The 22,827-nt window shown below is 61.6% G+C and carries 18 protein-coding genes, 1 tRNA gene, 2 rRNA genes and 1 pseudogene (1 of these 22 cut by a window edge); 7 read left to right on the top strand and 15 right to left on the bottom strand.

Features of this window, described 5'->3' with window-relative positions; genetic code table 11:
* Window positions 1-190: 190 nt before the first annotated feature.
* Window positions 191-1,654, top strand: a complete 1,464-nt coding sequence (gene phnY / locus P0645_RS17265; RefSeq protein WP_284165798.1) for a phosphonoacetaldehyde dehydrogenase — start codon at window positions 191-193, stop codon at window positions 1,652-1,654.
* A gap of 601 nt (window positions 1,655-2,255) precedes the next feature.
* Here phnY and P0645_RS17260 read toward each other — a convergent pair.
* The 3 genes from P0645_RS17260 to P0645_RS17250 all read right to left on the bottom strand — a co-directional run bounded on the left by P0645_RS17260 (window position 2,256) and on the right by P0645_RS17250 (window position 3,520).
* Complete coding sequence (locus P0645_RS17260; RefSeq protein WP_284165797.1) at window positions 2,256-2,753, bottom strand: MarR family winged helix-turn-helix transcriptional regulator; 498 nt, start codon at window positions 2,751-2,753, stop codon at window positions 2,256-2,258.
* 87 nt (window positions 2,754-2,840) lie between these two features.
* On the bottom strand, window positions 2,841-3,122 hold the full coding sequence (locus P0645_RS17255; RefSeq protein WP_284165796.1) for an FAD assembly factor SdhE: 282 nt from the start codon (window positions 3,120-3,122) through the stop codon (window positions 2,841-2,843).
* A complete protein-coding gene (locus tag P0645_RS17250; RefSeq protein ID WP_284165795.1) occupies window positions 3,119-3,520 on the bottom strand; it encodes a helix-turn-helix domain-containing protein in 402 nt (133 codons plus the stop codon). Before P0645_RS17250 ends, P0645_RS17255 begins: the two co-directional genes overlap by 4 nt.
* Before the next feature lie 78 nt (window positions 3,521-3,598).
* On the opposite strand from P0645_RS17250, the gene P0645_RS17245 reads away from it, so the two are divergent.
* Window positions 3,599-4,801 (top strand): pyridoxal phosphate-dependent aminotransferase, encoded by a 1,203-nt coding sequence (locus P0645_RS17245; RefSeq protein WP_284165794.1) that lies wholly within the window; start codon window positions 3,599-3,601, stop codon window positions 4,799-4,801.
* Between the two features lie 75 nt (window positions 4,802-4,876).
* On the opposite strand, the gene P0645_RS17240 is transcribed toward P0645_RS17245, so the two are convergent.
* Window positions 4,877-5,773 (bottom strand): LysR family transcriptional regulator, encoded by an 897-nt coding sequence (locus tag P0645_RS17240; protein ID WP_284165793.1) that lies wholly within the window; start codon window positions 5,771-5,773, stop codon window positions 4,877-4,879.
* An 82-nt stretch (window positions 5,774-5,855) separates the two neighbouring features.
* Between P0645_RS17240 and P0645_RS17235 the strand changes: the two genes are divergently transcribed.
* Together P0645_RS17235 and P0645_RS17230 are read left to right on the top strand one after the other, a co-directional pair.
* Window positions 5,856-6,479 carry a methyltransferase domain-containing protein gene (locus tag P0645_RS17235; RefSeq protein WP_284165792.1) on the top strand — a complete coding sequence of 208 codons (624 nt, stop codon included), beginning with the start codon at window positions 5,856-5,858 and terminating at the stop codon, window positions 6,477-6,479.
* A gap of 57 nt (window positions 6,480-6,536) precedes the next feature.
* Window positions 6,537-6,926 carry a hypothetical protein gene (locus tag P0645_RS17230; RefSeq protein WP_284165791.1) on the top strand — a complete coding sequence of 130 codons (390 nt, stop codon included), beginning with the start codon at window positions 6,537-6,539 and terminating at the stop codon, window positions 6,924-6,926.
* On the opposite strand, the gene P0645_RS17225 is transcribed toward P0645_RS17230, so the two are convergent.
* From P0645_RS17225 to P0645_RS17185, 8 genes and pseudogenes are all read right to left on the bottom strand, one after another.
* Window positions 6,867-8,288: an MATE family efflux transporter gene (locus P0645_RS17225; protein WP_284165790.1), complete on the bottom strand. Its 1,422-nt coding sequence runs from the start codon at window positions 8,286-8,288 to the stop codon at window positions 6,867-6,869. The two genes, P0645_RS17230 and P0645_RS17225, sit on opposite strands and share 60 nt — an antisense overlap.
* Window positions 8,289-8,336: 48 nt before the next feature.
* Window positions 8,337-9,293 carry a polyphosphate kinase 2 gene (gene ppk2, locus P0645_RS17220; RefSeq protein WP_284165789.1) on the bottom strand — a complete coding sequence of 319 codons (957 nt, stop codon included), beginning with the start codon at window positions 9,291-9,293 and terminating at the stop codon, window positions 8,337-8,339.
* A gap of 67 nt (window positions 9,294-9,360) precedes the next feature.
* Window positions 9,361-9,978, bottom strand: coding sequence for a hypothetical protein (locus P0645_RS17215; RefSeq protein ID WP_284165788.1), 618 nt, complete (start codon window positions 9,976-9,978; stop codon window positions 9,361-9,363).
* 19 nt (window positions 9,979-9,997) lie between these two features.
* Window positions 9,998-10,866: pseudogene (locus tag P0645_RS19325) on the bottom strand (ATP-binding protein).
* The gene (locus P0645_RS17200; protein WP_284165785.1) at window positions 10,863-11,351 is read right to left on the bottom strand and encodes a hypothetical protein; all 489 of its coding nucleotides are present in this window, start codon (window positions 11,349-11,351) and stop codon (window positions 10,863-10,865) included. Before P0645_RS17200 ends, P0645_RS19325 begins: the two are co-directional and overlap by 4 nt.
* A gap of 26 nt (window positions 11,352-11,377) precedes the next feature.
* A complete protein-coding gene (locus P0645_RS17195) occupies window positions 11,378-11,743 on the bottom strand; it encodes a hypothetical protein (RefSeq protein WP_284165784.1) in 366 nt (121 codons plus the stop codon).
* The gene (locus P0645_RS17190) at window positions 11,740-11,943 is read right to left on the bottom strand and encodes a helix-turn-helix transcriptional regulator (protein WP_284165783.1); all 204 of its coding nucleotides are present in this window, start codon (window positions 11,941-11,943) and stop codon (window positions 11,740-11,742) included. The genes P0645_RS17195 and P0645_RS17190 overlap by 4 nt, the downstream gene beginning before the upstream one ends.
* A gap of 202 nt (window positions 11,944-12,145) precedes the next feature.
* On the bottom strand, window positions 12,146-12,829 hold the full coding sequence (locus tag P0645_RS17185; RefSeq protein ID WP_284165782.1) for a hypothetical protein: 684 nt from the start codon (window positions 12,827-12,829) through the stop codon (window positions 12,146-12,148).
* A 108-nt stretch (window positions 12,830-12,937) separates the two neighbouring features.
* Here P0645_RS17185 and P0645_RS17180 point away from each other — a divergent pair, with 108 nt between their 5' ends.
* The 3 genes from P0645_RS17180 (at window position 12,938) to P0645_RS17170 (ending at window position 20,636) form a co-directional block, all read left to right on the top strand.
* Complete coding sequence (locus P0645_RS17180) at window positions 12,938-13,615, top strand: LexA family transcriptional regulator (protein ID WP_284165781.1); 678 nt, start codon at window positions 12,938-12,940, stop codon at window positions 13,613-13,615.
* Between the two features lie 155 nt (window positions 13,616-13,770).
* Window positions 13,771-19,941, top strand: coding sequence for a P-loop NTPase family protein (locus P0645_RS17175; protein WP_284165780.1), 6,171 nt, complete (start codon window positions 13,771-13,773; stop codon window positions 19,939-19,941).
* Window positions 19,890-20,636: a hypothetical protein gene (locus P0645_RS17170; RefSeq protein WP_284165779.1), complete on the top strand. Its 747-nt coding sequence runs from the start codon at window positions 19,890-19,892 to the stop codon at window positions 20,634-20,636. Before P0645_RS17175 ends, P0645_RS17170 begins: the two co-directional genes overlap by 52 nt.
* Before the next feature lie 294 nt (window positions 20,637-20,930).
* On the opposite strand, the gene P0645_RS17165 is transcribed toward P0645_RS17170, so the two are convergent.
* From P0645_RS17165 to P0645_RS17155, 3 genes are all read right to left on the bottom strand, one after another.
* A tRNA-Met gene (locus P0645_RS17165) sits at window positions 20,931-21,007 on the bottom strand.
* A 70-nt stretch (window positions 21,008-21,077) separates the two neighbouring features.
* Window positions 21,078-21,192, bottom strand: a 5S ribosomal RNA gene (rrf, locus tag P0645_RS17160).
* Between the two features lie 80 nt (window positions 21,193-21,272).
* Window positions 21,273-22,827 (bottom strand): 23S ribosomal RNA (locus tag P0645_RS17155) (it continues 1,279 nt past the right edge of the window).

Here is a 22,827-nt window from a genome sequence, read left to right as displayed (position 1 = left end):
CTGCCCTCCGCGCCGGAACTCAGGAACTTCGACGCCTTTCTCTACGCCTGCACGGCGGCGGCGCTTTGAGAGTGAGCCACCCGTCCCGGACTTGATCCGGGACCTCGTGGTGAAAGAGGCCCCGGATCAGGTCCGGGGCGCGACGGCACAGAAAACGACGGGCGATACCGAATCGAGGGGGCGCGAGGCCATGGACAAGACAACAGGTGCCGTGATCGAGATCAGACACGAGGGCATGCGCATCGGCGGCGAGAAGGTCTTCACCGACAAGGTGATCGAGGTCCGCTATCCCTACACGGACCAAGTGGTGGGGACGGTGCCGGCGGGCAGTGCCGAACATGCCCGCCGGGCTTTCGAGATTGCTGCCGGATATCGGTCCAAGCTCACGCGGTACGAGCGCAGCCAGATCCTGAAGCGCGCGGGCGAGCTGATCGGCGAGCGGCGGGATTATCTGGCCAGATGGCTGGTGCTGGAACTTGGCATCTGCTGGCAGCATGCGGTCTATGAAACCAGGCGCGCGCAGGACGTCTACACTTTCGCCGCCGCGCAGGCGTTGCAGGACGACGGGCAGATCTTTTCCTGCGACCTGACCCACAACGGCAAGGACCGGAAGATCTACACCAAGCGCGAGCCGGTCCGCGCGATCAGCGCGATCACGCCCTTCAACCATCCTCTGAACATGGTCAGCCACAAGATCGCCCCGTCGGTCGCCACCAACAATTGCATGGTGGTGAAGCCGACCGAACTGACGCCGCTCACGGCGCTGGCGCTGGCCGACATCCTCTATGAGGCCGGATTGCCGCCCGAGATGTTCCAGGTGGTGACGGGCCTGCCCGCCGATATCGGCGAGGCGATGATCACCGATCCGAACATCGACATCATCACCTTCACCGGCGGGGTGCCGGTGGGCAAGATGATCGCCGCCAAGGCCGTCTACAAGCGCCAGGCGCTGGAACTCGGGGGCAACGATCCCCTGATCGTGCTGAACGATCTCGACGATGCCGATCTTGAGAAGGCGGCGACGATTGCAGTCGCGGGCGCCACCGGCAATAGCGGCCAGCGCTGCACCGCCGTCAAGCGCATCCTGGTGCAGGAAAGCGTCGCCGACCGCTTCGTGCCCATGGTGCTGGAGAAGGCGAAGAGGATCCGCTTCGGCGATCCGATGGACCCGACGACGGAGCTTGGCTGCGTGATCCACGCGCAGGCGGCGGAACTCTTTGAAAAGCGCGTCTACATGGCGGCCGATCAGGGGGCGAAGGTCCTCTACGATCCCGGCCGCAAGGGGGCGCTTTTGCCGCCCATCGTGGTCGATCACGTGCCCCATGACAGTGAACTGGTGATGGAGGAAACCTTCGGGCCGGTCATCCCCATTGTCCGCGTGCCCGACGACGATGCCGAGGTCATGCGGATTTCCAACTCCACCGAGTTCGGCCTGTCATCGGGCGTCTGCACCAACGACTTCCGCCGCATGCAGGCCTATATCGAGGGGCTGAACGTCGGCACGGTGAACATCTGGGAACAGCCCGGCTACCGCATCGAGACCTCGCCCTTCGGCGGCATCAAGGACAGTGGCAACGGCGTCAAGGAAGGCGTGACCGAGGCCATGAAGTTCTTCACCAATGTGAAGACCTATTCGCTGCCCTGGCCAGGTTGAGCGCGCGGCGCCGAAGGGAGCCTCCGGCGGGAGTATTTTCGGACAGAAAGTGAGGCGGGCCAAGTGAACAGCCCGGCGACGCAGGGAAGAAGAGGTGGCGACACTTTCGTTCCTGTTTCACGCTCTCGGTGCCGTCTTCCTGCTGGTCTAAGCGGACCGGATGGCGCGGGCCGACGCAGAACGCGCCTTCGGCCGATCCTGCGGGCGCGCTTTTGCGCACAGCGGCGGGCGCATCCGCCCTGTCCTTCACAGGCCGTTGCCTTGCAATCCTGTTGCAAAGCGCTGCCGCCGTGACGCTGCTGGCGACTGGATTTGCAGCGGCGGGACTGGTCGCGCGTCCCGTCGGAGCGGGCATCGTTCGCGGGGCCGCCATCGGCGCGGCGCCACGCCAACCGACTGATCGCGGCAAGGTGCGGCGACTGAAGCCACCACCACCGCGCACCCGAGCCTCGACCGGCTCTTGCGGCGGGAGTAACTCAACCGGTCAGCGTGGGAGCCACACCCAAACCAGACTTACATTCCGAGCAAGGAAAATCAGGGGGCAGGCCACGGGCTTTCGACCCGACATAGACAGCGCGTTCCGCCAGCGCGGCAGGTCTCTTTAGTAGATGTAGCGAATCTGGTCGCCCCAGTATCGCTCCATCCGTTTCAGAAGCGCATTCATGTCCTCGAGCCCCTCCAGCCCGAGGATTCCGCGCCCCGCCATCCCTTCGGCATGGCGGCGAAAGAGATCGGCGACCCGGTCGCGCACCGCCTCGCCCCGTTCGGTCAACCGCACGCGAACCGACCGGCGGTCGACCTCGGACCGCTCGTGGTGCATATAGCCAAGCTCGACCAGCTTCTTCAGGTTGTAGGAAACGTTCGAGCCCTGATAGTAGCCGCGCGACTTCAGCTCCCCTGCGGTGACTTCGTTGGCGCCGACATTGAAAAGAAGAAGCGCCTGCACCGCGTTTATCTCGGCCTCCGCGGTCCGTTCGAACTCGTCCTTGATCACATCCAGAAGCAGCCGGTGCAACCGCTCGACCAGACCAAGCGTCTCGATATAGCCCTGAAGGAACCCGGGTCGCGACAGGTCTTGAAGGGGGGCCTGCATCGTCATCTACTCGCTCCGTACCACTACGTGTCCGGCACAGAGTGAGCAAAAAACGCCAAATTTCAGTTAAAGCCTTCCGACCCGCTGCGCGGGTCAGCCTGTCGTGGTGCCGTGACGCGATCGGGCAAAGGCGCCGATCTCGGCCAGAAGGGTCGCGAAGCGCGCCGGGGAAGCGGCCCCGCCGGTGATCCAGGGGTAAAGGTCCTGATCGTTCTCTCCCAGAAGCGCCTCGTAGAGGTCGAGCGCCTCTGGCCCCATCGCCGCCAGATGCGCATCGGCATAGGGCCCGAGGATCAGGTCCATCTCCTTCGTACCCCGCCGCCAGCTGCGCATATGCAGACGCTTCAGCCGGTCGGCGGCCTGCTCATCGCTCATGCGGCCTCCTGACCAAGCTTGCGCAACCTTTCCTCGATCCGCTCGATCCGGCCGCTCAGCCTGTCCATGCCGCCGCGCACGGCGCGCAGTTCCTCGATCAGCGCCAGCGCCTCGGCGCCGGGGCGTGCCGGTTCGGGCGCCACGCCCTCGCCCTCGCCGGTCATCAGCCAGCGCAGGCTGACGCCCAACAGGCCTGCAAGCATCTGCAACCGGTTGGCGCGCGGTTCGGATGCGTCTGCCTCCCACTGGCGGACGGTCTTGGTGCGCACGCCGAGCCTCTGGGCCACCTCGGCCTCGCTCATGCCCTGCCCCTCGCGCGCTGCGGCAAGCCTGTCGCCCAGCGTCGCAATCTCGTCGGTGAACCATCCGTCCCCGGTCGGTGCCGTTGCCGCGGCCATATTCTTTCTCCTTTGGCTTGTGTGCGTCGAAGGGGCACCCTAAGACATCATCCCGGATTGTTCAAACCGGAGCGCCCAATGGCCTTTCTTTCCGACACGCTCGCCCGCGTGAAACCCTCGCCCTCGATCGCAATCTCGACCAAGGCGGCGCAACTGAAGGCCGAGGGCAAGGACATCATTGCCCTGAGCGCAGGCGAGCCGGATTTCGACACGCCGCAGAATATCAAGGACGCGGCCAAGCGCGCGATCGACGCGGGCAAGACGAAATATACGGCCGTCGACGGCATTCCCGAACTGAAGGCGGCGATCTGCCGGAAGTTCAAGCGCGAGAACGGGCTGGATTACCAGCCGAACCAGGTCACGGTCGGAACCGGCGGCAAGCAGACGCTCTATAACGCGCTGATGGCGACGCTGAACCCGGGCGACGAGGTGATCATCCCGGCGCCCTACTGGGTTTCCTATCCCGACATGGTGCTTCTGGCGGGGGGCACGCCGGTGACCGTGGCGACATCGGCCGCGACGAATTTCAAGCTGACGCCCGCGCAGCTTGAGGCGGCGATCACGCCGAAGACCAAATGGTTCGTCTTCAACTCGCCCTCGAACCCGACAGGCGCGGGATATACGGCGGCCGAGGTGAAGGGGCTGACCGACGTGCTGATGCGCCATCCGCATGTCTGGGTGATGTCGGACGACATGTACGAGCATCTCGTCTTCGACGACTTCAAATTCGCGACCCCGGCCGAGGTCGAGCCGGGCCTTTATGACCGGACGCTGACCTGCAACGGCGTATCCAAGGCCTATGCGATGACGGGCTGGCGGATCGGCTATGCCGCAGGGCCCGCGCATCTGATCAAGGCGATGGGCACCATCCAGTCGCAATCGACCTCGAACCCGTCCTCGGTGGCGCAATATGCGGCGGTCGAGGCGCTGGAGGGTCCGCAGGATTTCCTTGGCCCGAACCGGGAACTGTTCCAGCGGCGGCGCGATCTGGTGGTGTCAATGCTCAATCAGGCCAAGGGCATCACCTGCCCGCGCCCCGAAGGCGCCTTCTACGTATATCCCGATATTTCCGGCTGCATCGGCAAGACCTCGGCCGGTGGAACGAGGATCGTGGATGACGAGGCCTTCGCCACGGCGCTCTTGGAAGAGACCGGTGTGGCGGTCGTCTTCGGCGCGGCCTTCGGCCTGTCGCCCAATTTCAGGGTGAGCTACGCCACCTCGGACGAGGCACTGGAGGAAGCCTGCCGCCGTATCCAGTCGTTCTGCGCGGGCCTGCGCTAAGGCCTCCTCGGGCGCTTCGCTTCTCGTCGGGGCGCCCCACCCGAGGAGTGCCCGAAGGGCTTCGACGAGGCTCTGTCAGGTGTTGATCCGGCCAAGCTCCTCGGCAAGGAAGTCATAGACCAGCCGGATCCTCCGGCTGGTCCTGAGTTCGCGGTGCGTGGTCAGCCAGATCGGCACCGGGATCGGCGTAAACCCGGGCAGGACCAGTTCGACGCCCTTCGTGGCTGCCGCGACCTCCTCCATCATGATCCCTATCCCCAGCCCCTGGCGGACCATCTCCCACCCCACGACCGTATTGTTGGTGTAATGGCGGAAATTCTCCTGTTCCACCGCCAGCCCATGGGCGCGCAGGATCTCAAGCATCCGCTCGCCGCGCTCAAAGCCGATGACAAGCGCGCCCTTCAGCTCGGCGCCCGAGGTCGGCCGACCATGGCGCGCAAGATAGGAGGGCGCAGCATAAAGCCGGGCGCGGCTGTCCCGGATGAAGCGCGCGATCAGTTCGGGTTCGGTCGGGCGCACATGGCGCACGGCGATATCGGCCTCGCGACGGCGCAGGTCGCTCAGCTCGTTCGAGACGATCAGCTCGATGACGACCCCCGGCGCGATGTCGCCCAGCCGCGCGAGGATCGGCGGCAGAAGGCACGTCGCCAGCGCGTCGCCCACGCTGATCCGCACCAACCCTTCGATCGCCTGGCTCTGCCCGGCCGCGGTCAGCGAAATCCGTCCCGCCGCCGCCCCCATCTCGCGCACCGCGCCCAGAAGTTCCTGCCCCGCCTCTGTCAGGATCAGGCTCTTGCCCAGCCGTTCGAAAAGCGTGACGCCAAGGTCGGCCTCGAGCCCCGCGACCTGACGGCCGAGCGTCGGCTGCGCAAGGCCGAGCGCCCGGGCGGCGGCGGAGAAAGACCCTGTCTCGACCGTCGCCAAAAAGGCGCGGACCTGATTCCAGTCGAATGAAACGCTGTTCCAATCCATGCGCTGATGCATAATGGGTGAAGAAATTTATGCAATTTCTTTCGTCAATATCGCACCCTAGGGTCGCGCCCAGGAGGCACCCATGACAACCGACGCCGCATTCTGGGACCGGACCGCCGCGAAATACGCGGCCGGTCCGATCAAGGACCCGAGTGCCTACGAATACACTCTGGCCCGCACGAAATCCTACCTCTCACTCACGGACCGTGTGCTGGAACTGGGATGCGGCACGGCAAGTACGGCGCTTCTGATTGCTCCGGTCGTCGGCCATATCACGGCGACGGACTATTCGGCGGCCATGATCTCCATCGGCCGGAAGAAGGTGGAGGAGGCGGGCCTGACGAACATCAGCCTCGAAGAGGCGAGCCTGGAGGGTGGCCCCCTGCCCCCTGGCCCTTTCGACGCGGTTCTGGCGTTCAACCTCCTCCACCTGCTTCACGATCCCGAGGCGGCGATCGGCCGGGTACGCGGCCTTCTGAAACCCGGCGGCCTCTTCATCTCGAAGACTGCCTGCCTGCAGGGCGCCTACCGGGCGATGCGGCCTGCGGTCGCGCTCATGCGGCTTTTCGGCAAGGCGCCCAAGGTTTCGTTCTTCTCGACGCGCTGGCTTGAAGCGGCGGTCAGGCGGCAGGGATTGGAGATCGTCGAATCCGGCGATTTCCCCAAAGGGCCGCCCCGGCGTTATATCGTCGCCCGCCTGCGCTGAACGGGCTTTGACAGACGCCGCGGCGCTTTCTAATGTCGGCGCCGGAAGGGCGGGCTCATGTCGGAATTGCCGGATTACTTCTTCAGGACGCGCGAGAACGGCGCCGCGGTCTTCCGCATCGATGCGGAGAACCGTCACCGGCGGCTGGATATGGAGCAGATCGCTGTCGTCAATATCCGCAATGGCGAGATCCGCCCACAGGGTGACCGCACGCTTTCTCAAGAGGATCTGTCGGCGATCCGCGCCTGGATGGCGGACCGCCAGGCGGTGCTGGCGCGGCGCGATATCGACGATATCCTGCGCACGGTCGATCACCTGAACCAGACCGCCCATTGGGCGCAGTCCAAGGCCAGCGACGAAGAGCTCGATCAGATCACTGACGCGCTCTTACTCGCCATGCATGATCTGCGCAGCGTCCTTGTCCGCCGCAAGGCCGACCGCAGTTGAAGCGCCGAGGCGCAGCCACCAGGGCCCGCGCCAGAACCGCGCCATCAGCAGCACCGCCGCGACCGCAAGACCGACCGCAAGCCCGAACCACAGGCCGGTGCCGCCGTACCCGCCCGGGAAGGCGATAAGATAGCTCGCGGGAACGCCGATCACCCAATAGGACAGGGCCGCGATCAGCATCGGCGCGCGCGTGTCCTGCACCCCGCGCAGGAAGCCGAGCCCCATCACCTGCATCGCATCGAACAGCTGGAACAGCGCCGCCATCGCCAGAAGTTTCGCGCCAAAGACAAGAATCGCCCCCGCCTCCGCCTTGCTTTCGTCGAGGAAGAGGCCGACCAGCCATTCCGGAGCAGCGAGGAAAAGCGTGATCGTCAGGAGGGCGAAGCCCGCCGAAAGAACGGTCGCGGTCAGGGCGCTGTCACGCATCGATTGCGGATCGCCCTCGCCCTCGGCCCGGCCCACGCGCACCGTCGCCGCATTCGACAGGCCAAGATGGACCATGAAGGCAAGCGCCGTGACCTCCATCGCAATCCCGTGCGCGGCCAGTTCCACCGTCCCGATCCAGCCCATCATCACCGAGGCCGCCACGAACAGGCAGCTTTCGGCCAGGCCGGTCAGGCCGACCGGCACGCCAAGCCTGAGGACGCGGAGAAAGGCCACCCAGTCCGGCCGCCAGAAGCGCTGGAACAGGCGGAACCGGCGGCTGGACGGCTCCAGCGCGGCATAAAGAGCCAGAAGGATCGCGCCGAAGCTCTGGGTCAGAAGCGAGGCGATCGCCGCGCCGCGCACGCCCAGCTCCGGCATGCCCCAGTGGCCGAAGATCAGCGCCCAGGCGACACAGAAATTGAACAGGACGCCGGTCAGCGTCACCCAGAGCTGGACCTTGGTCTTTTCGAGCGCCGCGAGATAGCTCTTCAGCACCATGATGACGAGCGCCGGGCCCATGCCTAAGCCCGCGATCCTGAGGAAATCCTGCGCCAGATCGGCGATGTGCGGCTCTTGCCCGAATCGCAGCAGGATCGGGCCGGAATACCAGAAGACCGGCAAGGTGAAGAGGCTGAAGAGAAGCGACAGCCAGAGTCCCATGCGCGTATCGCGGCGGACCTGAGTCTCGTCCCCGCGACCCAAGGCCGAGGCGATCATTCCCATCACCGCGATGCCGAAACCGGCGCCAAGGATGAAAAGGACGAAGAAGGTGGACGTGCCAAGGACCACGGCGGCCAGCTCTTCGACGCCGTACCAGCCAAGGAGCACGGTGTCGGTGACATGCAGAAGCATCTGCGCCAGATGGCTGCCGATGATCGGCAGGCCCAGCACCAGAAGCGCCCGTGACTGCGCCGCATATGTGAGGCGTTCCCTCATCCCCGAGCCTTAGACCCGGGATGAGGGAAGGTCCAGAGGCTGCCGCTCTCAGCCCGGTGCAGGGGCGCCGTTCGCCTTGCGCCGCGTGCGCGGATGCGTTGCCTTTTCGATGATATCGCCGTTCCCGGCCAGCACCTGGGCGGCGCGCCCGACGATCAGCGGATCGGGCGCATCGATGATCGAGGCATCCTTTCCGGGATAGTCGAGCGCGGTCAGGAAATGCCGCATGGCATTCAGCCGCGCGCGCTTCTTGTCGTCCGACTTCACGATCGTCCAGGGCGCGTCCGCCGTGTCGGTGTAGAAGAACATCGCCTCCTTCGCCTCGGTATAGTCATCCCATTTGTCGAGCGAGGCCTTGTCAATCGGGCTCAGCTTCCAGCGCTTCAATGGATCGGTCTCGCGCGCGGTGAACCGGCGGCGCTGTTCGTCGCGGGTGACCGAGAACCAGTATTTGTAAAGCCTGATGCCCGAGCGGACGAACATCCGTTCCAGCTCCGGCGCCTCGCGCATGAATTCCAGATATTCCGACGGCGTGCAGAAGCCCATCACCCGCTCCACGCCCGCTCTATTGTACCAGCTGCGGTCGAAGAACACGATTTCGCCCGCCGTCGGCAGATGTTCGATATAGCGCTGGAAGAACCACTGGCCCTTTTCCACGTCGGACGGCTTGGTCAGCGCCACCACGCGGGCATAGCGCGGGTTCAGATGCTCCATGAAGCGCTTGATCGTGCCGCCCTTTCCGGCGGCATCACGGCCCTCCATCAGGATGACGAACTTCTGCCCTGTCTCCTGAGCCCAGAGCTGGACTTTCAGAAGTTCGGCCTGAAGCTTCGCCTTCTCTGCCTCATAGGCGCGCGCCCCGAGCCGGTCGTGGTAAGGATAGGCGCCGCTTTCGAAAGCGAGCCGCACCTGATCGCGGTCGGGGGTGGGGAACTTCCGCGGTCCTGCGGGCTTCTGCGCTTGTGGCACAGGTGCATCGATTCCGCTTGCTGTCTGATCGTTCATCTCTCTCCCTCCGTCGGATGATCGGGCAATCCAACCACCGGACGAGGCGCGAGCGCCTTGATACGGGTCAATATTCGATGAACTGTGCGGGAAAGTGTGACATTTGACCTGCCACCGGCGACGCGGGTTGCTGCTGGACCGGCTGCTGCGCCGCGGGTTGAGCGGGCGGGTGATAGCCCGGTTGCGCCGCCGGCCCCATGTGCTGGGCATAGTCCCGATGGTCCGGCGTTACGGCGCTGCGGATTTCGTTCTTGTCATCACCGGTGGCATCGGTGCTGACATCGATCCGGGCGAGGAACTCGATCCCGTCCAGATCACCGAGCCCGTTGATCCGCCGCGCCGCCTGCGCTTGCGCGGACTGATCCTTGTCGGAAATCCCGCGCGCCGAGTTCAGCATTCCGCGGATCATGCTGCGGCCCATGTTTGCCCAGTCCGGTCCCTTCGGGCTGTAGAGGCCGATCAGGGTGAAGATCTTGCGCCGGGCATATTGGCCTTCGGTCACCGTGAACTCGCCGTTCAGGTACACGGCGCCGGTCGAGCCGCGGGTGGCATAGCCCCCGGTCGAGCCCTGCGACGCGTCGTCGAAACCGCCGGGGCGGATCGTCAGGCGGACCTTGGCCAGCGTGCCCTTGGGGATGAGGTTGGTGTTGGACTGCGCGTCGTTGAAGTCGTTCCAGGAACCCATGGGGTGTCTCCTCTGCGGATCAGGATTGCGTATGGGGGTGATCAGCCGCGCCTTCAGCGGGCGGCGTGAAGGTCAGGCGCCTTGGCGCAGGCGTGCCGGGGGCGCGGATCTTCTCCATCAGGCGGCCAAGATGCGGCTCTTCCACCGGGCCGAGGCGACCGGAACGGTCCTTGGCCGGGAAACCCCAGGGGTTGATGGTGTGGCAGACGAAGGCGCGGTAGGGATCCCCACCATCGGCCTTCAACTCGGCCATGGTGATCACCTCGTCGACGATCCCCGGCAGCTCGAGGCCGGTCTTCGAGCCGTCGATCTGCGGCTGGAAGATGCGCCGGTTGAAGTCGTCGAACTTCTCGTCGAGGATCCCGACGAACCAGACGTTGCGACCCCGGGTGTGCTGGAGGTGGGTCAGCCAGGCGATCATTTCGCGCCCGTGCAACCCGTAGGCGCCGCGGACTCAGGCTTGCCGGTCTTTTCCGACACCGCCTCGGGCTGACCCTTGCACCACTGAAAGCAGAGCCGCCCGGCCACGGTGATCGAGTCGACGAAGATCGTGTCGTAGCGGTCGAGCGCGGCCGGATCGCCGAACTTCTGGCAGACGGCGGCATGATGTGCTGGGCTGTAGGGCTGTTCATCACGCAGCGCCAGGTTCGGCCCGCCGATGAACACCGCGAAATCCCGGCATTCCGCCCATGTGCGCGGTCGGATGCTGTCGCCCGGCCAGCCCTCGATTGCCAGATCGCCCGCCTCGAGATCCATGAACAGCGTGCGGGCGGGGTCGAGCGTCCAGAGAAGGCTGGTCTTGCCGATGCCGGACTTGCCGAAGATGCAGCCCTTGATGCCGCGCGGCTCGGCAAGCCGCTGGTCGGCGGTGATGATGGGCAGGCTCACACGCGATCCTCCTGCGGGAGGAGATCGATCTTGAGCGTGCCGGTCTTGACGGTGCGGGCGGGCTCGAAGCCCTGTCGGATCGCCTCGGGCCAGGCGGAATAGGCGCGCTCAGGCACCTTGAAGCTGATCTCGACGTATTCGGCCGGATCTTCGCCTGCGGCGCGGATGCGCTCGACCATCGCCGCCAGCTTGGCCTGGTCCCATTCGACCCGCTTCGGCAGATCGGCGACCACGGTAAAATCGCCATCGACAAGGCGCACGGTGCCGGTGTCCTTGCCGCAGGCGCGGCGGGCCTCGGCGGCGCGGGCGGCGTAGCGAACCTCGAGCGCGGTGGAAAACCTCGCGGTCACAGCTTTCATCTGCTTGGCGGCAGCATCAATCTCGCGCTGCAGGGCGGCCAGAAGCTCGACGGGAAGCTGGGCGATCTCGCCAGCGGGCAGGTTGATCAGCTGATCGATGCTGGGGGTGTTCTGCGGGAACGTCATGGGGGTCTCCGTGATGGGGGATAGGGTCAGGCGGCCTCGAGGAGGCGCATGGAAAGGGCAGGACCGGCCTGGCGCGGCTTGGCCCGCGCGATGGCGATGTAGGCAAACTGGTCGGGGCCGATCCGGGCCTGCACGAGGTGGACAAGGCCCTGCTCGGCGGCGCGCAGCGCAGCCGAGGCCACCATGCGCAAGGTGCGCTGCTGTTCAGCAGGCAGCTTCGAGATGACGGAGGTCGCATCGACCGCGAGAAAGCCGCGGTGGTAGACGAGCGTCTCTCCGGGTGCGGCCTGCGCGATCCAAGCCGAAAGCGCGACCTCGTCGAGCGCCGGTCCGCCCGCGCCGAAGATCGACACGACGCCGGTGGCGCGGATGGTGGAGTGCCGGGCCATCATGCCGCGCCCCGATCCGCAGTGCTGCGCCGCTGGCGGGCCTGTTCATAGGCCAGCACATCCTCGAGCCGGTAGACCGCACGGCCCCCGATCTTCAGGAAAGCCGGGCCCTCGCCGGTCCAGCGCCAGCGTTCAAGGGTGCGCGCCGAAATGCTCCAGCGCGCGGCAAGTTCGGTCTGGTTCAGGCAGGTTCTCGTTTGCATCGTCCTCTCCCGGTGTGTCGTTGGGAGGAAGATGCACGGCGCGATGCGGGGATGTCGTCGGGATCAGAGTGGGATACGGCGGGGGATCAGCCGGACCGTTTCAATCATGGGGTGAAACGTATGACGGTGGGATCGCCATCCCCCTCCATCCCCTGGCGCATCCCACAACGGTGAGAAAATAGGGACGCGCGGAGGGTCCGACTCAGAGGCCAGCGATGCGATAGGCCCCACGGCCGTTCGACTCGATGAGCAGCGGCCAGTCCTTCTTGGACTTGAAGACGTCCGCCATCTTGAGGCTGCGCGACCCAGCCTGGGAGAGCACCGCCTTGCCGCTCTGCCACGGATCGCCCCGCTTGGCCGCCGCATGCAGGATCCGCACGACCTGCGCCCGGATCGGCCCCAGCCGGAACTCGCGGCCATGGCAGCGGACGCTCTGATAGTCGGCAGAGGCGTGGAAGGCGCCTGCTGGCTTCATGCCCGAGGCGCCGCCAAATCCGGTCGCCGCCTCGAAACGATCGCGTTCTTCGCGCCTTAACATCAAATCCGGCTTGCGAATCGTCAGGCTCTCGCGCGAGCCGTAGAAACAGGCGTAGTCCGCCTTTGCGGTCCGGAAGCGGGTGATGCTGACCTCACCCTTGCGAAAAAGCTGGAAGACGTCCTGGACGTGCAGGTCCAGCAGCCCATTGAACAAGGATCGCTCCGTGGGGATTGAGTAGCAGCGGCCATCGTTGGTTTCCTCGTAGTCGCCAAACTCAATGGGCAGGTTCAGGATGCGGACCGACAGCCGCAGCTGGTCGTTCTCGGCCAGATAGACCAGATCGACCTCGGGCATCGACCAGCGAGCGAGGACTTCCGGCAGGGTGAAATACGCCTTCTCAATCTCCATCCGGGCCCCCGATTCCCATGCAATCTGTTTGGCTTTTGTTCTAGCTGCTTGACGATCCCAATTCAATCCTGTCATATCCAACTCTATCCACAGCCCCTTGGGGAGAAGATGACCGAAACTCACACTCTGGCCGACCGTCTGCGGGCCCGCTCGGACCAGCTCGGCCTCGCGCCGGCCCACGTCGCCGAGATGGCCGGGGTCAACCGATCCTTCGTCTATGACATCCTGCGCGGACGATCCTCGCGCCCCAGCATCGACCGGCTGGCAGACGTCGCCCGCGTGCTGAAGGTCGACCGGGAATGGCTGATCCACGGCATCGGTGAGATCGAGGGCCCTTCCCCCTTCACCGAGACCCCCGAAGATACCTTCGTGGCGATCGCGCATGCCACGCCTCGCCCCGCCATGGGCGGCGGTGCGGTGGTGACCGAGGATGGCGACACGCCCGGCCGCGCCTACCACTTCCGCCAGTCGTGGATCCGCCACAAGCTGAAGGCCAGCCCGTCACAGCTCCGGATCATGCATGTCGAAGGCGACAGCATGGTCCCCACGCTACACGACGGGGATGCAGTGCTGGTCGACATGACGCGCCAGTTCCCCAGCCCGCCCGGCATCTTCGTTCTCGACGACGGCATGGGCCTGGTCGCCAAGCGCCTCGAGCACATCCCCAACAGCGACCCGCCAGCCGTCCGGGTGATCTCGGACAACCCGCTCTACCCCGCCTACGAGCGCACTGCCGACGAGATCCGCATCATCGGCCGCATCCGATGGTTCGCGCGGGAGATCTGAGGATGGTGATGACATAGAGGCTGAAGAAGGTCATCTAAATCTGTCGCGTATGCTCTTGCCGCGACATAGTATGCGAACATTGAAGGAATTGGGCGAAGAGCGTGGGTCGAAAGAAAACGTCAGAGAATAGCGGTGGCCCACATAATGGTGTGGAAGTGAGCAACGTTCAGGAAACCGCAGCTTTCGAGAAGCATACCATCGATAATCATCAAGCGCCCAGCCGTGCCGGTGATCGCTATCATTATGTCCGGACAGCTCGGCTTTGTTTGACGATGCTGGCGCCCAACGCAGACTTAAGGAGCGTGGCGGTTGAAGGACCAGCTCTCGACGATCCGGCGTCGGGAGGCGAAGACGTTATCGACCTCGCACTATACTACACCGAATCTGGCGGCAGTTGCCGGATCGCATACAGGCAGTTCAAGCACTCGCTTACCGCCGTCGACAAGCCTATGACTGCTAGCGATTTAGTGAACACGCTAAGGGGCTATGCGTCCCGGTTTGCCAGCACTCAAGCGGCCGAGAAATCCTCGACAACGCCAGTGCGCTTCATCTTTGAATTTGAAACTAACCGCCCCATCGCGTCGGAAGTAATAGCTGCAATAGAGGAGCTTAAGGACGGCCGCCGTTCGAAAACGAGCAATTATCTTAGGGCTTCGTTACCGCTGAAAGACGACGATCTTAGCGATTTTGCAGCGCGCGTTCGCTTGTTACCCAAAACGCAGTCGCTCGACGGAGAGCGCAGCGGGCTTGGTCATGATGCGGCTGCGTACCTGCCTGAAACTGACCGAGACGTCCCAACACGCCTCGTGGAAATGATCGCTGACAAAGCCGCAAAACCAAATGCTGCAGATCTAAAGATCACGCGGTTCGATGTTCTTCGTCTGATGGATTGCGACGAACATTCGCTTCTCCCGGCACAGTCCAAGCTTGAGAGGCCGAGCAATGAAATTAGGCGTCCAGTTCTAGAAACACTGTTGTCGGAAGCACTGCGGCATGACAAGCCCGTCATCCTCGAGGCAGAGGGAGGTGTAGGCAAGTCCGTAGCGGCGATGCAGTTGTCACAGCTTCTTCCCCTGTCAAGCGTCTGTGTGGTTTACGATTGTTTTGGTAACGGAAGCTACCGCGATCCGACGATGCGGCGCGATCAACCCCGGAAGGCATTCGTACAGATTATCAATGAGTTAGCATTCCAGGGGCTATGTGATCCTCTTATCCCGTCGAGTCGAGCACCCGATGAACAGTATGCAAGTGCCTTCCTAGCCCGTATTCAGCAAGCAGCTCTCTCGGTTTCGGCAAAGGACGAAGCTGTTCTTCTCATCGTGATTGACGCTGCAGATAACGCAGAAATGGCAGCATTAGAATACGGGGAATCCGGGAGTTTCGCACGCTGGCTATTGAGGATGAGTTGGCCTAAAGGTGCGCACATAATCCTGACTACACGGCCGGAACGTCGTGGCCTTCTTAATCCACCACCCGACATCCCATGTTTGGTCTTGCCACCATTTGACGAGGCAGAGTCGGCCGCCCATCTGCGTAGCCGACACCCATCCGCTTCATTGGCTACTGCACAAGCGTTCCACAGACTTACCTCCGCAAACCCGCGGCTGCAGCATCGAGCATTTGAGAACTCTGACGATCTCAGCAAGATGATTGATCGCCTTGGGCCTGAGCCGCTAACCGTTGAGGGCGCGATCGAGGCGCTGCTGGATGAGGCGGTGGCGAAAGCGCGAGATGGTGTGAGACCAGTTGACAAGAAATCTATCGACGGCATCTGTACAGCTCTCGCCGTTCTGCGACCGTTCGTCCCTCTCGAGGTAGTTGCGAAAGTTGCAGAGGTCGAGCACTCGTTCGTCATCAGTCTTGCCAGCGAACTGGGGCGTGCTCTTGTCATCAATGATGGCGCAGTTCAATTCGCAGACGAGCCCACGGAGACTTGGTTTCGGAAACGATTCCGCTCTGATGATGATGCGGTAGAGAAAGTACTCAGGCGCCTACAGCCACAAGCCGCGAAAAGTTCCTATGCAGCAGCGGCTGTTCCTCAGCTTCTTTTAGAGACTGGACGAGTCGATGAACTGATAGATCTGGTGCTTTCCGACAGCAGTCTGCCCGATACCGACGAGCTTGGCCGCCGCGACGTGAGACTGATGCGCTTACGCGCTGCCACGCAAGCTGCGCTGCGGAACGAACGCTACGTCGATGCTGCAAAGCTCGCCTTCAAGACGGCTAACGCAGAGGCCGCGGAAGAACGACAGCGCAGCCTGCTTTCGCGAAACCCTGACCTCGCAGCACGCTTCCTGGCAGCTGAGAAGACTGCTGAACTCATTGCCACCCGAAAGATAGGCGGAGGGGGATGGCCAGGCTCTGGCAACGCGCATCAGGCTGCTCTTTTCGCGGGCTACAAGCGCTTTCATGGGGATGCGAATGCTCGTCTAGGCACCGCATTGGCGTGGTTGGATCACCATTTCCGTGTTCGGGGCGATGACGAACGTGGCGGCAGTGGCGTTGATCTCGACGAAGAGATTGTCGCCCTAGCTTGGGCCCGTCTCGAATTGCGAGGAACTGCATCGTGCGCAAGTTTTCTGCGCAGTTGGCGGCCACGCAAAGTGTCGTTCAGTGTTGGGCGCGTCGTGTGTTCTCGCCTTGCAGATGCAGGGCGTTTCGAAGAGCTGCAAGCTTTGATGGATGCGGCAGGAAACGACATCTTCCTGGGGCTTGCCGGAACACTCGAGCTGGAAAAGGTTGGTTTAGTTCCGAACGCTCCAACAGTGCGTCGCCTATTCCGCATGATCGCTGACCGTCGCGTTTTGATTGAAAAGCTTGGCCGATATGAGCATGAACGCACCGAGTTGAAAGCGATCATCGCAATCTCTACAGCGGCGCTGCGAACACATGCGATTGCTCGAAAAACTATTACTAAGCTGCTTAACCGGTATCTACCCGCCCTCGCGGGTCACGAACTTGACTCAAATTGGCATGACCCATCTGGACGTAGGGATTCGCTACTAAAAGGGTTCGCCCTCCGCGCCGCACTGAATGGGCGCCAACTTACAATTGACCGACTTCGTGATCGGAAGGAAGGGCAGCGAAAGACTTCGTCTGAGGATAGTCAGCGTCGACGTGGGCTCGCTCCCCTTGTGCCATGGTACGTGCTATGGGCCGAGATAATCCTCGGCCGCGTAAGTGCGAGCCAAGCGCCCGCAACTATCGCCGCTACATCTTTGGCGTCATCCAAGGCTCAAGCACAGATTTTTCATGAGCATGACGCAACGCTCGATGATCGCATGTTGATCAAGGCCGAGTGCCTCTTGATCCCCGGTGCCGACGCTTCGAGCTGGGGTAGTGTGGATGACTGGTATCCGCCGCCCACACAAAAGGGGCAACGAGCTTCAACAACGACAGTGACCTCACTAGTTCGCCTCATGGCTAGCGATCCCGCGAAACATGCCCTAGCACTAGAATTGGCGGCTCGAGCGGGCGAAACTCTGCATCGCTGGCGCGACACAGCGGAAATGACGGTTGAGGGGCAATTGTCGCTTGCGCGCGCTCTGCTTCACATCAGCGAACTCGAAGCTCGCGCTTACTTTGATGCCGCTGCTGAAAGCACTGAGCGGCTCGGTGAGGAAAACCTGGACCGTTGGCGAGCTCTTCTTGCCATCGCCGAAGTTGCAGGCAAGGTGCCCGTCGAACAGCAAGAGTTAGCCTACCGTCTCGCTCGCTTTGCCGAGCCCACATATGAAAACTTAGCGAAGTCCAGCTATCTTGAGTGGGACCGCATGGCTTGCGCGCTTGCGCGCTTATCACCGATCTCTTGCCTGGCGATCTTATCGCGTTGGGCTGACCGCGATTTCGGTGTCACGGACGACCAACTGCAGGTGGTTCTTCACACGCTCGTTGCAGACGGACACCTCTCAGGTACTACCGCGATGCTCGTGTTTCCGGCGCACGGTGAAAGGGCCGCGACCGCGCTGGAAGCTGGATTAATAGCAGGTGCGGAACGAACTGCGGTGGAACACATCGCGACCCATTACGTGGCAGTGGAAGACTGGCCCGAAACAACTTGGCAAGATGTCCGGGTAATTGCCGATCGGTATGGCTTCGATTGGCCTTGGCTTGACGATGCTGAGGCGTCAGCGCGGCAATCGGATAGTCGAAACAGTTCACGAAACAGCGACTCGTCATCTGCCGTACCAGATTGGGATACGCTACTGGCTGGACTCGACATAACCACGCCCAACGGCTTACGCGAGACACTGGACCGATTACGGGCGCAAGACGGGCTTTACAGACGAGACCTTTGGCGAGCGTTGCCGGAGCGCGTTCTTGCGGGGCATGAGGCAAACTTTCTGACAGGACTCGAGCACATCCAAGAGTTTGATCTTTACGACCTCGACGCCCTGCTCGATCGGATCCCTCGTCATTGGCGTTCGCGCCTGGCAGTTCCGCCACGGTTAGCCCGTCTTGCATCGCTCGTCGTCAGGCGTTCACCCTATCGGCTCATGTTCTCCGCGTGGTGGTCTCGAAGCTCCACTCTCACCGGCATCTCCAACCGCGTCGGCGTCGAGGATTCAGTGCTCGCGCGCGAAGCGCTCAAGGCGATTGCGGAAGAGGAGCGAATTGGTGGTGCTGCGGAACTCTTTCACGTAGCCAGTCTTGCCGCTGTTGCATGCGGGGCTGTAGGAAGTAGTACCGCCTTAAAATTCGCACTGGACGAGATGGAAGATGCGCTCCGTCCAGATGACGGAGACGGCCCGTGGCGAGAATCACTATCTGTTTCCGACGGTATGTCGCAGGCTCTTGCTGATTACCTATGGTCCATGTTGGGCTCGCCAGAAGTTCGGAGGCGCTGGCGCGCGGCACATGTTGTTCGTAACCTGGCTCGCTGGGACCGTACGCCGGTAATTCAAACGATCTGCAACAGAGCAATGACCGGAGCGGCCTACGCGTTTCAAGATGTGCATCTGCCGTTCTATCATCTCCACGCAGTTGAATGGCTTTTGGTCGCCCTCGATCGAGTTGCAGTCGATGACCCAAAGCATGTTGCATGTGCTGCCGACCTCCTGAAACATTGGGCGAGACCAGAGGAAAAGCATTCTCGCCTCCGTGGTCTAGCAGCAAGGCTTACACTACGTCTTCACCGCGCTGGCATCTGTTTGCAGACAGACGATGAAGTTGAACGCCTTGACGCAATGAACTCCGACCGTTCGAACCCGGACCTTCCGAAAGCGGTTCTGCCAAAACCGAAAAGTGATGAGCGGCTGTACTATCACTATGACAGTCGCGACTCCGTGCTGAGACCGCTCTCTTCGGCCTTTCGGATAAGTGAAGACGACGCGGATCAGCGGGTCCAGCCTATCATGCGAACTCTAGCAACCGACGGCGCCGGAAAGGTCTTGTTCGAGGATCCGAGGCGTGCACGCGGCATGTTTCGTCAAGATGACCGCGGTGGGCGGAATGCAGGCCATCGGGATGACTGGAGTGCGTACCTTTCGAGGCATGCGACAATGGTGTTGTGCGGTCAACTGTTGGATGGCGACACCCCCGGCCAAAGTGCCAATGACTATTTCGGTCCTGAACACTTTCTTGATTACCAAAAATTGTCTTCGGAAGATGGTGCAACATGGGCTGCCGACCGACGCTGTCCCGTGCCAATCTCGTGCCGCCTGACCGTCGACGTCCCAGCAGATAAGTGGCCAGCACAAATCACTGAGGTGGATTTGGACGGTCTGGTGGAATCAGTCGGAAACGTCTGCGTTTGGGGTCAGTGGTCAGCTTATGCTGGTCAGTTAGTCCGGACTGTCAGTGTCTCAACTGCACTTGTATCGGTCGAAACTGCACCGGCACTTCTCCGAGCGCTTCAGACGGCTCACAGTCCTCATGACTACCGTCTCCCGGACAACGACACTTCGTTCGAAATCGGCTCGCCAAGATATGTGCTGCGTGGTTGGATCGCGGAATATGAGGCAACAGGTGACTTCGATGCCCGCGATCCGTGGGCTGGGGATGTGCCACTAGGGGTACTTCGGCCGCGGCGCTGGGTCACCGAGCGCTTCGGCCTACACAGGCCGATAGCTCAGACCTGGTCTGCAAAGGGCAAGGAGTTGCACTGGTTGCGGCGCGAAACATGGTCAACGGGAGAACGATACGGGGACAAAGCGAGTGATCGGGGCGACCGGCTTTTGGCTTCCTGTGAGTTTCTAGCTGACCTATGTGCAAAGACTGGCATGGCACTACTGCGGGAGGTCGTGGTTGCTCATGATGTAACAGGGAGAGACGGATGGGACGGAAAGAAGAGCCGAACACGAACCAGCATACGGCTGATCGCGTGATTGAGGATCAGAAAAGAGATGATGCCATTCTAAAGCTCGGTCGGAAGCTGGTCGCCGAACTGGGAGCTGAGCGCTCTACGGATACTCTGGCGCGCTGGATGGCGCATGACATAGCTGAACTGATTCATCAGGTGGAGCACGCCAGCGATGTCGACAAGCAAAGGGCCCGAGACGCCTGCCGAAACGCGATTCTTGCGCTTTGGCAGCACCGTGCTGGAGCACCAGGCAGACTGTCGCAAATGGGGATACTGGCAGGATGGACTCGCCTTCTGCGGTCGCGGAACGCACATTTGTTGGATCACCTCATGGGTCAACGCCGTCGCTCTGTCGAAGAAGGAATGTCAGAATCTGAAGTCTGCCTCGCTCTAGCTTCGCATCTTCAAACTGTTGCTGAGCCACTGACCCATGCCGCATTGCACATTGCTGCGCAGGCAGCGGATCCAGAGGTGAAGGAGGAGGCAGCCTTGGCGGCGCTAGGAAGAGTTGAAAGCGCAGAGATACAGGTGACCCGGATCCTCTTTGGTTGGTCGGACAAGGCCTTATCCCGAAGAGAAGAGATGGTGTCGGACATTCAGAAGTCAGTCGCGACCTTTAACGAAAGCGCTGAGCTGATCCTTCGCGCGCTTGATCAGCTGTCTGCAGATGAAGGCGCCGGTGATGAACAAAATGGGGTGCCAGAGAGTGCGGACCTATGATCTGATGTCGGCTTGCCTCGCTGAGTCTAAAGAGCTTTGGGAGTTAGCACTTCGGATCTCATCAATTACCGAGAACGGTATAGTGTCGGATGGCGTATCATCGCCGGACAGCTTTAGGACTATCAACAGTTCTTCGTGAAATGACATCACACCATTACATCTGGGGATGTCAGGGTTCAGAGAAATTGCGCAGGCTTACGAGGAACTTTGCTTCCACAGTGCTTCCACGGTGGGTGTAAACGCAAACGCCGCCCTGGAGGGCGGCGTGTAAGCGTTTGTAAACGCGGAAGATTTTGGTTGCGGGGGCAGGATTTGAACCTGCGGCCTTCAGGTTATGAGCCTGACGAGCTACCGGGCTGCTCCACCCCGCGCCAATTGGGTCGCCCCAGAACAGAAAATTTCGGGGGCGCATCGACAGAGAGATATGGTGTTTCTTACTAGGTTTGGCAGTGACCTACTCTCCCACGTCTTGAGACGCAGTACCATCGGCGCGGCGGCACTTAACGGCCGAGTTCGGGATGGGATCGGGTGTTTTGCTCGCGCTATGACCACCAAACCAAGAAAGAAACACAATCAATCATCGTCCAAGCCAAGAGCCTTTGACGATCCTTAAGCCAAACCTGGCTTTTACTGGATCAAATCAAGCCAATCGAGCAATTAGTACCGGTCAGCTGAATGCATTACTGCACTTACACCTCCGGCCTATCGACGTGGTCGTCTTCCACGGCTCTCAAGGGAGACCTTGTTTTGAAGGGGGCTTCCCGCTTAGATGCCTTCAGCGGTTATCCTGTCCGAACATAGCTACCCAGCACTGCCGTTGGCACGACAACTGGTCCACCAGTGGTTCGTTCACCCCGGTCCTCTCGTACTAGGGGCAACTCTTCTCAAGTCTCCTACACCCACGGCAGATAGGGACCGAACTGTCTCACGACGTTCTAAACCCAGCTCACGTACCTCTTTAAATGGCGAACAGCCATACCCTTGGGACCTGCTCCAGCCCCAGGATGAGATGAGCCGACATCGAGGTGCCAAACGATGCCGTCGATATGGACTCTTGGGCATCATCAGCCTGTTATCCCCAGAGTACCTTTTATCCGTTGAGCGATGGCCCACCCACTTGGGACCACCGGATCACTATGACCGACTTTCGTCTCTGTTCGTCTTGTCAGACTCACAGTCAGGCTGGCTTCTGCCATTGCACTCAACGAGCGATTTCCGACCGCTCTGAGCCAACCATCGCGCGCCTCCGTTACGATTTGGGAGGCGACCGCCCCAGTCAAACTCCCCACCATGCAGGGTCCCGGACCCGGATAACGGGCCGCGGTTAGACATCAAGAGTGCGAAGGGTGGTATCTCAAGGGAGGCTCCACGGGAACTGGCGTCCCCGCTTCAAAGCCTACCACCTATCCTGCACATCACAATCCTGATGCCAGTGCAAAGCTAGAGTAAAGGTTCATGGGGTCTTTCCGTCTAACCGCGGGTAGTGTGCATCTTGACACACAGTTCAATTTCGCTGAGTCCACATCAGAGACAGCGGGGAGATCGTTACGCCATTCGTGCAGGTCGGAACTTACCCGACAAGGAATTTCGCTACCTTAGGACCGTTATAGTTACGGCCGCCGTTTACTGGGGCTTCAATTCGGAGCTTGCACCCCTCCTTTTAACCTTCCAGCACCGGGCAGGCGTCAGACTGTATACGTCGCCTTACGGCTTCGCACAGCCCTGTGTTTTAAGTAAACAGTCGCCACCCCCTAGTTTGTGCCCCCCGCCCATAGTTGCCTACAGACGGGGCTCCCTTCTCGCGAACTTACGGGAGCATTTTGCCGAGTTCCTTTGATGTGGTTCTCTCAAGCGCCTTGGTATACTCTACCAGTCCACCTGTGTCGGTTTCGGGTACGGTCTTGTGGAGGGCTATTTCCAGGGACATCGCAGCAGCCCGGTCAATCCGATAAGACCGAACTACAGTAAACATCCGTCACTTCCTCCTGGCCCAGGAATATTAACCTGGTTCCCATCGACTACGCCTTTCGGCCTCGCCTTAGGGGCCGGCTTACCCTGCTCAGATTAGCTTTAAGCAGGAACCCTTGGACTTTCGGCGACAGGGTCTCTCACCCTGTTTGTCGCTACTCATGTCAACATTCTCGCTTCTGATCACTCCACCGGATGCCTTACAGCCCGGCTTCACAGTAAG

This window comes from Frigidibacter sp. SD6-1 (assembly GCF_030143255.1).
Lineage (GTDB): Bacteria > Pseudomonadota > Alphaproteobacteria > Rhodobacterales > Rhodobacteraceae > TMP-24.
This window is presented reverse-complemented; position numbering and strand designations above follow the sequence as displayed.